Source organism: Cellulomonas sp. URHE0023 (assembly GCF_000688475.1).
Lineage (GTDB): Bacteria > Actinomycetota > Actinomycetes > Actinomycetales > Cellulomonadaceae > Cellulomonas.
In genome coordinates this window covers 667,635-680,822 of sequence record NZ_JIAN01000005.1, presented here as the reverse complement: position 1 = coordinate 680,822, position 13,188 = coordinate 667,635, and the positions used below count along the sequence as shown (strand labels likewise).

13 protein-coding genes are annotated in these 13,188 nt (G+C 70.9%); 9 read left to right on the top strand and 4 right to left on the bottom strand.

Annotation, left to right across the window (positions count from 1 at the left end; genetic code table 11):
• Position 1 precedes the first annotated feature (1 nt).
• From N553_RS0103345 to N553_RS0103305, 9 genes are all read left to right on the top strand, one after another.
• Positions 2–415 (top strand): type II toxin-antitoxin system VapC family toxin, encoded by a 414-nt coding sequence (locus tag N553_RS0103345; protein WP_028045355.1) that lies wholly within the window; start codon positions 2–4, stop codon positions 413–415.
• 13 nt (positions 416–428) lie between these two features.
• Entirely contained in the window at positions 429–767 is a 339-nt protein-coding gene (locus tag N553_RS0103340; protein ID WP_028045354.1) for a DUF2516 family protein, read from the top strand.
• Entirely contained in the window at positions 764–1,726 is a 963-nt protein-coding gene (locus N553_RS0103335; RefSeq protein WP_051639791.1) for an asparaginase, read from the top strand. Before N553_RS0103340 ends, N553_RS0103335 begins: the two co-directional genes overlap by 4 nt.
• A complete protein-coding gene (gene dtd / locus N553_RS0103330) occupies positions 1,723–2,157 on the top strand; it encodes a D-aminoacyl-tRNA deacylase (protein WP_028045352.1) in 435 nt (144 codons plus the stop codon). Before N553_RS0103335 ends, dtd begins: the two co-directional genes overlap by 4 nt.
• Positions 2,158–2,310: 153 nt before the next feature.
• Positions 2,311–3,240 carry an ABC transporter substrate-binding protein gene (locus N553_RS0103325; RefSeq protein WP_028045351.1) on the top strand — a complete coding sequence of 310 codons (930 nt, stop codon included), beginning with the start codon at positions 2,311–2,313 and terminating at the stop codon, positions 3,238–3,240.
• A gap of 4 nt (positions 3,241–3,244) precedes the next feature.
• A complete protein-coding gene (locus N553_RS0103320) occupies positions 3,245–4,216 on the top strand; it encodes an amino acid ABC transporter permease (protein ID WP_028045350.1) in 972 nt (323 codons plus the stop codon).
• On the top strand, positions 4,213–4,995 hold the full coding sequence (locus N553_RS0103315) for an amino acid ABC transporter ATP-binding protein (RefSeq protein WP_028045349.1): 783 nt from the start codon (positions 4,213–4,215) through the stop codon (positions 4,993–4,995). Before N553_RS0103320 ends, N553_RS0103315 begins: the two co-directional genes overlap by 4 nt.
• A 61-nt stretch (positions 4,996–5,056) precedes the next feature.
• On the top strand, positions 5,057–6,370 hold the full coding sequence (locus N553_RS0103310; protein WP_028045348.1) for a hypothetical protein: 1,314 nt from the start codon (positions 5,057–5,059) through the stop codon (positions 6,368–6,370).
• A gap of 810 nt (positions 6,371–7,180) precedes the next feature.
• The gene (locus tag N553_RS0103305; RefSeq protein WP_028045347.1) at positions 7,181–7,687 is read left to right on the top strand and encodes an O-acetyl-ADP-ribose deacetylase; all 507 of its coding nucleotides are present in this window, start codon (positions 7,181–7,183) and stop codon (positions 7,685–7,687) included.
• 2 nt (positions 7,688–7,689) lie between these two features.
• Here the strand turns inward: N553_RS0103305 and N553_RS0103300 are convergent, their stop codons facing one another.
• The 4 genes from N553_RS0103300 to N553_RS0103285 all read right to left on the bottom strand — a co-directional run bounded on the left by N553_RS0103300 (position 7,690) and on the right by N553_RS0103285 (position 13,158).
• The gene (locus tag N553_RS0103300; RefSeq protein WP_028045346.1) at positions 7,690–8,550 is read right to left on the bottom strand and encodes an aldo/keto reductase; all 861 of its coding nucleotides are present in this window, start codon (positions 8,548–8,550) and stop codon (positions 7,690–7,692) included.
• Between the two features lie 69 nt (positions 8,551–8,619).
• Positions 8,620–10,728: an MMPL family transporter gene (locus N553_RS20880; RefSeq protein WP_034620559.1), complete on the bottom strand. Its 2,109-nt coding sequence runs from the start codon at positions 10,726–10,728 to the stop codon at positions 8,620–8,622.
• Between the two features lie 154 nt (positions 10,729–10,882).
• Complete coding sequence (locus N553_RS0103290) at positions 10,883–11,938, bottom strand: aminotransferase class V-fold PLP-dependent enzyme (protein ID WP_028045345.1); 1,056 nt, start codon at positions 11,936–11,938, stop codon at positions 10,883–10,885.
• Between the two features lie 77 nt (positions 11,939–12,015).
• Positions 12,016–13,158: a class I SAM-dependent methyltransferase gene (locus tag N553_RS0103285; RefSeq protein ID WP_028045344.1), complete on the bottom strand. Its 1,143-nt coding sequence runs from the start codon at positions 13,156–13,158 to the stop codon at positions 12,016–12,018.
• Positions 13,159–13,188: the final 30 nt, after the last annotated feature.

Here is a 13,188-nt window from a genome sequence, read left to right as displayed (position 1 = left end):
CATGGCGATCGTCTACCTCGACACGAGCGCGCTGGTGAAGCTCGTCGTCGACGAGCCCGGGTCCGATCTGGTGGCTGCTCTGTGGGACGGTGCGGACCTCGTCGTGACGTCGCGGCTCGCGGATGCCGAGGTCCGTGCGGTGCTCGCGGCAGGTAGACGGGCCGGACGGCTCGTCGACGAGGGCGGCGCGACCGCCGAGTGGGACCGGCTGTGGCCCGGACTGCACGTCCTGGAGCTGGCCCCTGCCGTCACGGCGGCGGCCGCGGTGCTCGTCGGAAAGCACCCGCTGCGTGCCGCCGACGCGCTGCACCTCGCGTCGGCGATCGAGCTGCGCTCGCCGGACCTCGTCGTCGCCGTGTGGGACGAGCACCTGGCTGCCGCAGCACGTGCCGAGGGTCTTCGGGTGGTCCCATGACTAGGCTCGCTCCGTGATCGCCTCCCTGCAGCTGCTGCTGTTCTTCGTCTTCTACTTCGCCATCCTCGCGATCGCCGCGTGGGCGCTGATCGACCTGTCCCGGCGGCCGGCGAGCGCCTTCACGCAAGCCGGCAAGCTCACCAAGACCAAGTGGGGTCTGATCCTCGGCGCGGCCGTGATGATCGCGTTCATCTCGCTGCCGTACCCGCTGAACCTTCCGTTCCCCGACTTCCTGGCGCTGGTGTCCGCGGTCGCGGCGATCGTGTACCTCGTGGACGTCAAGCCGGCGATCACGCCGTACTCGCGTCGTCGCGGCAACGGTCCGGGCCGTCCGTCCTCGGGCGGCTGGTGACCGGGCCGGACGTCGCCACCGCGGCGGTCCCGCTCGCGCGGGTGCTGCGGGGTGACCTCGTCGAGTCGGTCCATCTCGGTCACCTGGTCGTGCTCGCGCCGGACGGGTCCGTCCGGCGCGCGCTCGGGGACCCGTCCGTCTCCATCTGGGCGCGGTCCGCGCTGAAGCCGTTGCAGGCCGTCGCGATGCTGCGCGCGGGGCTCGACGTGGACCGTGCGCTGCTGGCGCTCGTGTGCGCCAGCCACAGCGGTGAGGGTGGGCACCTGGCTGTCGTGCGCACGCTGCTGTCCCTGGCGGGCCTGGGTGCCGACGACCTGCACAACACACCGGACTGGCCGCTCGACCCCGACGCCGCGTTCCAGTGGCGCTCGGACGGGCACGGAACCGAGCCGATCACCCAGAACTGCTCCGGCAAGCACGCCGGGATGCTCATGACCTGCATCGAGAACGGCTGGTCCACCGACGACTACCTCGATGCCGGTCACCCGTTGCAGGTGGCGGTGCGTGCTGCCGTGGCCGACCTGACGGGTGTCCCCGTGGAGCACGGCACGGTCGACGGCTGCGGCGCACCGCTGTTCTCCACGAACCTGCTCGGCCTCGCGCGTTCCTTCGGGCGGATCGCGTCTGCGGCGGACGGGCCCGAGGCGCGGGTCGCACGCGCGATGAGCGGCCACCCGTGGCACGTCGCAGGGACGGGAAGGGACGCCACACGGTTCATGGAGGCCGTACCGGGGCTCGTCGCCAAGGACGGGGCCGACGGTGTCTACGCGGCCGGGCTGGCTGACGGGTCAGCCGTGGCGTTCAAGGTCCTCGACGGCTCGGCGCGGCCCCGAGCGGCCGTCCTGGCCGCTGCGCTCGCGGTGGCGGGCGTCGACCCCGCCCTCGTCGAGGCCGTCGGGCTCACGCCGGTGCTCGGCCACGGGGCGCCGGTCGGCGAGGTCGTGGCTGCGCTCGCATGAGGGCCGTCGTCCAGCGCGTGACGCGCGCGTCCGTGACGGTCGACGGGGTCGTCGTCGGGGCGATCGACCGGCCCGGGCTGGTGGCGCTCGTCGGTGTGACACCGGGGGACGGGCCCGCGCAGGTGGAGCTGATCGCCCGCAAGATCGCCGAGCTGCGCATCCTGCGCGACGAGTTGGCTGCCGTCGACGTGGGTGCACCCGTGCTCGTCGTCAGCCAGTTCACGCTCTACGGCGACACCCGCAAGGGCCGCCGGCCGACGTGGAACGCCGCCGCGCCCGGTCCGGTCGCCGAGCCGTTGGTCGACGCCGTCGTGGCGGCGCTGCGGGCGAGGGGCCTCGAGGTGGCAACCGGAGTGTTCGGAGCCGACATGGCGGTCGAGCTCGTCAACGACGGTCCTGTGACCCTCCTTCTGGAGTCCCATCCCGCCTGAATTGGCGCGCCGTGACCGGTTCGGTCCCCAGGACCGGATACTGCGCCGTAACATTCCGCCATTACTGTCACGCGAGCGCGGCACCCGAGCGCCGTCCCTCGTCCCCGCAGTTCCGAACCAGACGACGTCCCCCGGCGTCGCAGGAGGTACTCCGTGCGTAGTAACCGTCTCGTCCTCGCGGCCGCAACCCTCGCCGCGTCCGCCCTGCTGCTGACCGCCTGTGGCGGCGACGACAGCGGGTCTGACAGCTCCAGCTCGTCGGCCTCCGGTGGTGGAGCGGCGTCGTTCGACCCCACGAGCATCGCCAAGGACGACACGATCGCTGCCCTGCTGCCCGAGAAGATCGCCAGCAGCGGCAAGCTCGTCGTCGGGTCCGACACGTCGTACGCCCCGGCGGAGTACATCGACGAGGACGGCACGACGCCGGTCGGCTACGACGTCGACCTGGCCAAGGGCATCGCCGCGGTGCTCGGGCTCGAGGCCGACGTCCAGACGGCCGACTTCTCGGGCATCATCCCGGCGATCGGCTCCAAGTACGACGTCGGCATCTCGTCGTTCACCATCAACGCCGAGCGCGAAGAGCAGGCCAACATGGTCCAGTACTTCGAGGCCGGCGAGGCGTACGCGGTGGCGACGGGCAACCCGAAGAAGGTCAACGGCGACGACCTGTGCGGCCTGACCGTCGGCGTGCAGACCGGCACGGTCGAGGACGAGGAGCTGGACGCGCTCGCCGCTGCCTGCATCTCCAGCGGCAAGGACGAGATCACGCCGCTGAAGTACGCCAAGCAGACCGACGTGACCACCGCCCTCGTGGGTGGCAAGGCCGACGTCATGTACGCGGACTCGCCGATCATCGCGTACGCGATCGCGCAGACCGACGGCAAGCTCGAGCAGCTCGGTGACGTCTTCGCCAGCGCCCCGCAGGGCATCGTCGTCTCGAAGGACGACCAGGCGCTCACCGACGCGATCCAGAAGGCCGTGCAGAAGCTGATCGACAGCGGCGACTACGGCAAGATCCTCGAGGCCTGGGGCAACGACACGGGCGCCGTCGAGACGGCCGAGCTGAACCCCTCGGTCAGCTGACGTCATGAGCACCCCCACCACCGCGGCCACCCCGACGCAGGAGCCGGAACGGATCCACGCGATCCCCGTCCGCTACCCCGGACGGTGGGTGTCCGCGGTGGTGGTGCTCGTGCTGGCGGCGATGGTCGCCAGCGCACTGATCACGAACGACAACTTCGCCTGGCCCACGGTCTCGAAGTACCTGTTCAGCGAGCCGATCCTGCGCGGCGTGCGCTGGACGATCTGGCTGACGATCGCCTCGATGGTGATCGCGATCGTGCTCGCGGTCCTGCTGGCGATCATGCGGCGGTCGGGCAACCCGGTGATGCGGTACGTCGCCTGGGTCTACATCTGGTTCTTCCGCGGCACCCCGATCTACACCCAGCTGGTGTTCTGGGGCCTGATCACCGTGCTGTACCCGACGCTGTCGCTGGGCGTGCCCTTCGGGCCTGAGCTGATCCGCTTCGACAGCGGCACGGTCTTCACGCTCGCGCGCGTCGCCATCCTCGGCCTGGCGCTCAACGAGGCCGCCTACCTCGCGGAGATCGTGCGCGCGGGTCTGCAGAGCGTCGACACGGGGCAGTCCGAGGCGGCGCGCGCGCTCGGCATGTCGGAGGGCCGGATCCTCGGGCGCATCGTCATCCCGCAGGCCATGCGCGTCATCGTGCCGCCCACCGGCAACGAGACGATCTCCATGCTGAAGACGACGTCGCTCGTGCTGGCGGTGCCGTTCATCCTCGACCTGAACTACGCGGCGTCGGCGATCGGCAACCGCAACTTCCAGCCCATCCCCCTGCTCGTGGTGGCAGCGCTGTGGTACCTGGCGATCACGAGCGTGCTGATGGTCGGGCAGAGCTACATCGAGCGGTACTACGGCAAGGGCTTCGACGCGCACACGCCTGCCCCGCGAGGGCGCAAGCGTCGCGTGCCCAGACAGGCCGCCATCAACGCCGCGGGCACCGCCGCAGACCTTGGCCCCTTGGAGGCGAACCCGTGACCGCCGACGTCCCGATGGTCGACATGGTCGGCGTGCACAAGTGGTTCGGCGAGTCGCACGTGCTCAAGGGCGTCGACCTCGTCGTACCCACCGGCACGGTGACCGTGGTCCTCGGTCCCTCGGGATCGGGCAAGTCGACCGCGCTGCGCTGCATCAACCAGCTCGAGGAGATCGGCGCCGGGAGCATCCGCGTCGACGGCGAGCTCATGGGCTACAAGGAGGGCACCCGCGGCGGCAAGCCCGTGCTCTACCGGCTGCACCCCAAGGTCATCTCCCGGCAGCGGTCACGCATCGGGATGGTGTTCCAGCGCTTCAACCTGTTCCCCCACATGACGGCCATCGGCAACGTCATGGAGGCCCAGGTGCAGGTGCTGGGGCGCAGCAAGGCCGAGGCCAGGGAGCGTGCCACCGAGGTGCTCACGCGCGTGGGTCTGGACGACCGGATGGACCACTACCCGGCGCAGCTGTCGGGCGGTCAGCAGCAGCGCGTGGCCATCGCCCGCGCCCTGGCCATGGACCCCGAGCTCATGCTGTTCGACGAGCCGACCTCGGCCCTCGACCCCGAGCTGGTCGGTGAGGTGCTCGGCGTCATGCGCGACCTGGCCCGTTCCGGCATGACCATGATCGTGGTGACGCACGAGATCGGGTTCGCCCGCGAGGTCGCCGACCAGGCGGTGTTCATGGCCGACGGTGTGGTCGTCGAGCACGGACCGGTGGAGCAGGTCATCGGCGCCCCCACCGAGCAGCGGACCAAGGACTTCCTGGCCAGCGTCCTGTAGCGCCCATCCGGGTGTCCGTTTCATCCTGGTTTGGGGCGTCCGGCGGTGGGAGGCTCGGAGTGTGACCGCCGGCGGTGACCAGCAGCCCATGCTGGGCCCTGAGGAGGAGTCCTCGGATCTGCCGGTCGACAGCCGGCTCTGGATCGTCTTCTGGTGCTTGCCCTTCATCTGGCTCGCGCTGAAGTTCTGGAGCGTGCCGGTCGCCGAGCCGCCGACGGTGGGCGCCTTCGTCGTCGACCGGATGCTCGAGATCGGGACCGCGCTGAGCTTTGCGGTCGTGCTCGCCATCCTGCTGCCGCCCGTCGTGCTCGACCTCGCACGCTCCTACCGGCTTCCGTACGCCGACCGCCTCCCCGCCCGGCTTCCGCAGGGCGTGCGTACGTCGGCACTGTGGGTCCGTCTGTCCGCGATCGGCATCTGCGTCGTGGGGCTCGCCCTGAGCACAGCCGTCCTGCCGTCGGCATTGCGGCCGCCGCTCGACCCGTGGCCCTACACGTTGGCGGTCGTCGTGTTCTTCACGTCGGTCGGGATGTGGATCTGGCTGTGGAGCGGGATCGAGAAGCGGGACCGTAAGGCGGCGCGTCAGGTCGTGGGGTTCGGTGGCGTGGTCGCGCTCGGCGTGCCGATCGTCCTTCAGCTCATGAGTGCGAGCGTGACGTCGTCGCTGAACCAGAGCACGAACATTCACCTCGAGCTCGGGGCCGTGTCTCGTGAGCTGTCCCCGGACGGGACTGCGTTCGAGGTGCGGGTCGAGTCGAAGGCGACGAGCGTCGGCGAGGGAGAGCCCGTGGTGCTCGCGTACGACGTGGTGGTGTGCTCGTGGCCGTTGGATGCGGAGGTCGAGTATCGGATCAGGATGCTGGCCGCACGTGCCAACTGCACGATCTGGCGACCGAGCGGCCCCGGGGGACCGGGCGGCTGGTTCGGCGGCTCCGTGCCGTGGGTGGACTCGCGGGTGTTCTCGGTTCCCGTCGAACGGCCTCGGCTGGTGCTCGTAGCCGAGATCGAGTACGGCCGTGGCGACCGGACGCGGCTGTCCAACGATCTGGCCATCCCTCAGACGTGTGTGGTCACGTACGTCGAAGGCGGAGTCGGTGAGGAGGTCGAAGGACGCCTCTTCCGCATCGCCGATGAGGCGAAGTTCCGTGGGACTGCCACCGAGTCGAGGTACCTGTGGATGCCGGAGTCGGCGTTCGATGACAGCGAGCCGGAGTTCTGGGGCTCGTCGGTGCTCGGTGACACGCACGAGCCGCCGGTGTACGCGATAACCGGGGACGGCGACCACTGCACGGCCCTGCTCGATGGTGCGACAGGCCCGATGCACTTGACCAGCACGCCGGCCGTCTGGGAAGACGTGCTGGTGACGCAGCCTTAGCGGGAACCCCGCGCAGTCTCCTGCGGCGAGCTCGGCCCGTCGGTGCTCAAGACATGGAGAAGGGCCCCTCGGAGTAAGCGTCCGAGGGGCCCTTCCGTGACCGCAGGTCGTTGGCCTCCGGCGAACCGGTGACCGACACCGCGCTGACGGTGCGGCTTCGTCCTGACACCCGGTGCGTCACCTGCTCGCGCTCCTCCGGAGAGGATCTCAAGCTGGCGACCCGCCGTGGGCGGGACGACTACGATCCACCGCCCGGTCCGTAGCGACCCTCGCGTCGTCATCCGCGAGTCGTCGGGTTACCCCTCCGATGTGGTCGCCCGTTCTCCGGCCGGCCCGAGCTCGACTGCCTGTCACCGCCGCCTCCGTCGCCCCCGAGGGGGTTCCGTCGCCGCCGGGCTCCGTCGCCCCCGGGAGGGCTTCGACGCCTGAGGCTCCGGTCCGTCCGGTGTGCGTCCGTCGGCGGTTCCGTAGGCCCCCGGAGGGGTTCCGTCACCGGCCGGCTTCTGCTCCCCGGAGGGGGCCCTTCGCCTGCGGATCTTGATCTGTCGATCTCGATGTGTGATGTCTAGTCCTGCTGTCCAACTCGCCGCAAGGACTTCTGGGGCCAATCTTTATCCACCGTTGACCACACAGGGTCGTCCACAGGCCGACCTGCGGAAACGCCACCGAAACACAGGCCTGTGGACAGAATTTGTGGATGAGTTGCGTGGCGTTCACCCGTCCGAGCAGTCCGTGCGCGTACCGTTGGACACAGGTGAAGGCCCCTCGGAGTAAGCGTCCGAGGGGCCTTCGCCTTGTCACACTGTCGGTGTGCGTATCGAGGCCGTCAGGGGCGACATCACGACGCAGGGCGTCGACGCGATCGTCAACGCCGCGAACTCGCGGCTGCTGGGCGGTGGAGGCGTGGACGGCGCCATCCACGCCGCTGCAGGTCCGCAGCTGCTGGCGGCGTGCGAGGTGCTACGGCGCACGAGCCTGCCCGACGGTCTACCGGTCGGGGAGGCCGTCGCGACGCCTGGTTTTCGGCTTCCCGCCCGCTGGGTCATCCACACCGTCGGGCCGAACCGCCACCGCGGGCAGACCGATCCCGCTCTGCTCGCGTCGTGCTTCCTCCGGTCGCTGGCGGTGGCCGACGAGGTCGGCGCCGTGAGCGTCGCGGCTCCGGCAGTGAGCGCCGGCGTGTACGGCTGGGGGGTGGAGGACGTCGCGCGGATCGCCGTCGAGGCGGTGCGAGGAGCGACGACCCGCGTCGAGGTCGTGCGGTTCGTGCTCTTCTCCGCCGACGCCCTCGCGGCGTTCGAGGACGCACTCGGCTGACCTCAGCTGCCGTTCAGCTCGGCGAGCTCCTCCTGCCCGAGCACCAGGTCGACCGCGAGCACCGAGTCCTGGATCGACTCAGGGCGCGACGCGCCAGGGATGGGGATCACGACGGGTGCCTGCGACAGCTCCCAGGCGAGGGCGACCTGCTGCGGGCTCACGCGGTGCGCGTCAGCGATCGTCTGGAACGCATCGAACCGGGACCCGAGCTCGCCGGCACGGGCGATGCCGCCCAACGGGCTCCACGGGAGGAAGGCGATGCCCAGCTCGGCGCAGAGGTCGAGCTCCGGCTGCGAGGAGCGGAACGCGGGCGAGTACTGGTTCTGGACGGACACGAGGCGTCCGCCGAGCACCTCCTGAGCAAGCCTGATCTGCTCGGGATCGGCGTTCGAGATGCCTGCCAGCCGGATCGTGCCCGCGTCGAGGAGCTCGGCGAGCACGCCGACCGAGTCGGCGTACGGGACCCGCGGGTCGGGGCGGTGGAACTGGTAGAGGCCGATCGCGTCGACCCCGAGCCGACGTGCGGACGCCTGGACGGCCTCGCGCAGGTGCTGCGGCGAGCCGTCGACGGTCCAGCTGCCGTCCCCGGGGCGCAGGTGGCCGCCCTTCGTCGCGACGAGAACGTCCGAGGAGTCACCGCCCCAGGTGCGCAACGCCTCGGCGATGAGCGTCTCGTTGTGGCCGACCTCGTCGGCGTGCAGGTGGTAGGCGTCGGCCGTGTCGATGAGCGTGACACCCGCGTCGAGGGCGGCGTGGATGGTGGCCAGGGACCGTGCGCGGTCGGGCCGTCCTTCGATCGACATCGGCATGCCGCCGAGCCCGATGCGGCTGACCTTGATGTCCCCGAGAAGTCGTGTCTGCATGTGCCTATCAGACCGGGCGCCGGCGCGGTCCGCATCCCCTCCGATGCGGACCGCGCCGGCGTCACGGGATCAGGCGACCGGGACCGGCGCCTCCTCGGTGACGGCTGCGGGGGTCGGGTCGGGCTTGCGTGCCAAGGCGCTGGGCCACCACATCTTCTTGCCGATGTCGAGGTTGAGCGCCGTGACCAGCACGGACCGGACGACCAGGGTGTCGAGCAGGACGCCGAGTGCCACGGCGAACCCGATCTCGGCGAACGCGACGAGCGGCAGCGTGCCGAGCACCGCGAACGTTCCGGCGAGCACCAGTCCGGCCGACGTGATGACCCCACCGGTCGCGGCGAGCGCGACGAGGGAACCACGGTGATGGCCGATCCGGATCGTCTCTTCCCGGACTCTCGTCATCAGGAAGATGTTGTAGTCGATGCCCAGGGCGACCAGGAAGACGAAGACGAACAGCGGGAAGGCTGTGTCCGCTCCCTCGTAGCCGAACACGTACTTGAAGAACAGCGCGCTGATCCCGATGGCCGCCGCGAACGACAGGACGACCGTGCCGATGAGCACCAGCGGCCCGAGGACCGCCCGCAGCAGGATCATCAGCACGACGAACACCACGAGCAGGATGAGCGGCATGACCAGCTTGTTGTCCGCCACGGCGGCGCGCTCCACGTCGAGCGTGATCGCGCTGGTGCCGCCGACGATGGCGTCCGCACCGTCCACGGGGTGCACCGCGTCGCGGACCCGGTCGACCGTGTCGTAGGCCTCGTCGCTGTCGGGAGCCGACGTCAACGTGCCCTCGATGTAGGTGACACCGTCCTTGTCGCCCAGCGCCTGGACGCTGCTCGGCTCGATGCCGTCGACGCCCGCGAAGACGGCCACGACGTCGTCCGCCTGATCGGTGTTCGCGATGACCACGACCGGCGACCCGGCACCGCCGGCGAAGTGCGCCGCCAGGACCTTCTCGCCTGCGATGGACGGCTGCTCCGAGGTGTACTGCCCCTCGTTGCTCAGGCCGTTCGCGTTGAGCGCGACGACGCCGAAGCCCGCGAGGACCAGGACGAGGGACGTGACGACCCAGGTACGACGCGGCCGGCGTTCGATGCGGGTCCCGATCCGCGACCAGAAGCCGTGCTCCGACGGCTCCGCGTCACCGAGCTTCGGCGCACGCGGCCAGAACACCCAGCGACCGCACGTGACCAGCAGCGCGGGCAGCAGCGTCAGCATCACGATGACGGCGACGACGATGCCGATGGCGGCGACCGGGCCCAGGCCCGCGGTGGACGCGATCGACGCGAGGAGCAGCACGAGCATGGAGATCGCGACGGTTGCGCCGCTCGCGATGATCGCGGGGCTCGCACGGTGCAGCGCCAGGCCCATCGCCTCGTGCCGGTCTCCGTGCTTGCGGAGCTCTTCTCGATACCGGGCCGTGAGCAGCAACGCGTAGTCCGTGCCGGCGCCGAACACCAGGACGGTGAGGATGCCGGCGCTCTGCGCGTTCACGGTGAGGCCCGCGTTCTCGGCGAGCAGGTAGATGACGGCCTGCGAGACGGTAAGCGCGACGCCCGCGGAGATGAGGGGCAGGAGCCACAGGATCGGGCTGCGGTAGGTGAGCAGAAGGATGATGATGACGACGCCGGCGGCCGAGAAGAGCAGCGTGCTGTCCAGCCCCTCGAACGCCGCCGAGGAGTCAGCAGCCTGGCCCGCGGGCCCGGTGATGTACACGTTCATCCCGTTCGCGCCGTCCTCCGCGGTGGCGCGAAGGTCCGTGACGGCGTCGGCCGCGAGGTTCCAGCCGTCGCTCCCGAGGTCGAGCGGGACGATGATCTGGGCGGCCTCGCCATCCTCCGACGGGACAGGTCCGACGACCTCACCGTCCAGGGTCGCGAGCGTGCCGAACTCCTCGGCGTCGGCGGCGACGACTGCCAGGTCGGCCTCCGTGAGCCCGCCGTCACGTTCGTAGACGATGACCGCGGGGATCGTGTTGGAGGAGACGAAGCCGGTCGCGACGTCCAGGACCTCGGTGGACTCCGCACTCTGCGGCAACCAGGACTTGGCGTCGTTGCTCTGCGCGTCGGTCAGCTTGCCCGCCAGAGGGCCTAGCAGGGCGACGACGACGAGCCAGAACGCGATGATCAGGAACTTGACGTATCGGTGGGTGATCCACCGGGAGACGTGGGCCATGGGAAATCCTCTGGTGGGGAGTCGGCGACGACTATGAGGTGCAGCAAGCGGGACCGGTGATACCTGGGCCCGGCGCGTCGGTCGGTGCTGTTCGGATCCTAGGATTCCGGCAGTTCCTCGACCAGGGATATAGGGGATACCCCCGAATCGACCCTCAGGGAACCCTCAGGTTCGCCTCAGGAACGGCCCCGACCGCGCGGTCGACGTCGTCCGCGTCGTTCCAGAGGTGGAACGCGATCCGCACACCGCCGCCGCGGCCGGCGACGCGGCAGCCGTGCTCGGTGAGTCGGGTGCGCAGCGTTCCGGCGGAGTCGTCCGGGAGCCGGACGACGGCGCTGTTCGAGGGCTCCCAGCCGATGCCCGCACGGAACGCGTTGGCCAGCCCGACGTCGTACGCGCGCACCGTGTCGAGGTCCGCCACCGCGAACGCCTCCAGGACCGGCGCCGCCCCGACCCAGCACAGCCACGCGGGCGACACGTCGAAGCGCCGCGCGTCGTCGGCGAGCCGCATCGCGGGCCCGTAGACGCTGCTCCAGACGTCAGCACCTGCGTACCACCCGGCCCCCACCGGGCGGAGGTCGATGCCGGGTCGGACGGTCAGGAAGGCGGTGCCGCGCGGTGCCGACAGCCACTTGTAGGCCGCGCACACGGTGACGTCGAAGCCGCCGGCGTCGACCGGGAGCCATCCGGCCGCCTGGGTGACGTCGCAGACCGTTCGGGCTCCGTGAGCCGCGGCGGCCGCCTGGACGGCCGACGAGGCGACCTGCCCGTCTCGCGACTGCACGAGCGAGTACGCCACCACGTCGGTCGTCGGCCGCACCTCGTCGGCGAGCCGGTCGAGCGGGACGTAGCGCACCGTGACGCCGCGGTCCGCCTGCGCCTCGAACGGGTAGGTGACGGACGTGAAGTCGCCGTCGACGGCCAGGACCTCAGCGCCGTCCGGAAGGCTCGCCGCAACGAGGCCGACCAGGGCGCTGGCCTGTGCGGCGATGGCGACCGACTCGGGTCCGACGCCGACGATCCGGCCGTACGCCGCCCGGCTCGCCGCGACCGCCGCGTCGTAGACCGCGAGGTCGGCCTTTCCCGCCTGCCACGTCTCGAGCCCCTCGCGCATCGCCGCCACCGTCGCTCGCGCGGGCAGCCCGCACGTTGCCGCGTCGAGGTAGCCGGGCACAGGAGAGAACGCTGCACGCAGCTGGCCGAGGTCCATGTCATCGATGCTGCGCGGTACGCGCGGATCCCACAACGTCCACTTGCGGACGCGTGGTCGTCCCTGCCCGGAGCGCGCTAGGAGCGGGTCGACGCCGTGACGGTGAACTTCGGGTCCCGCAGCACCTGGCGGGTGGGCCCGACGGACCGCTCGAGCGCGGGCCGGTACTGCAGGTGCGAGTTCCACACCGTCCACAGCTCGCCGCCGGGCCGCAGGATGCGCGCCGCCGCGTCGAACAGCTTGTGGGCGACGCCGGTGTGCACGCCTGCGCCCACATGGAACGGAGGGTTGAGCACCACGAGGTCCACGCTCGCATCCGGGACGGAGGCGGCGGCGTCGTCCTGCAGGGTGGTGACCCGTGCCGAGACGCCGTTCGCCGCGGCCGTCGCCGCCGCCGACGCGACGGCTGCCGCGGAGCCGTCCGTCGCGATCACCCGGAGGTCGGGCCGGCGCGCCGCGAGAACCGTCGCGACGACCCCCGTGCCGCAGCCGAGGTCGACCGCGGTCGCCGCTCCGGGCGCTGCGCCGTCAAGTGCGCCGAGAAGGACCCGGGTCCCCACGTCGATGCGGGTCCCGGCGAACGCGGCACCGTGCGCGCAAACGGTCAACGGCGTGCCGTCCGGCAGCAGGACGTCGTCGTGCGCCGGCCAGGTCACGGTGGGCCGGTCCGCCCCTGCGACGGGCCGCGACGCCAGCAGCACACGGGACTTCTGCCGGGCCAGCTGTGGTTCGACCACGGTGAACCACCGCGCCAGCACGTCGTTCATGGCCAGGGTCATGTGCTTGATCCGGCCCCCTGCGACCACGTGAACCTCGGGGTGGGCATGAGCCGCCACGTGCGCCGCGATCTCGTCGAGGGCGTCGAGCGACCTCGGGAGCTGCAGGAGCACGACCCGGGCCCCCTTGAGCGTCGCCGCGTCGAGCGGTCCGGAGGTGTACGTGCCGTCGAGCCCGCAGCGTTGCGCGTTCGCCGCCAGTGCCAGCTCGGCCGAGCGCAGGTCCTGGTGGCTGCGGACAGCCCGGCTGCCGTGCAGGCCGACGGCGCCGAGCGTGAGCGCTCCGTAGCGGTCCCCGACGGTGACGACCTCACCCGGCGCTGCTGCGGCCAGCGCGGACGCTGCCGTGTCGAGGACGAGGCGGTCCGTCGCGTCGACGGCGACCAGGTCGGGGCCCTCGACGTCCGGCCAGCGTCGCAACGAGTCGAGCGTGAACTCGGGCATGGCTGCCTCCGCGGGTGTCGTCGTCCTCCA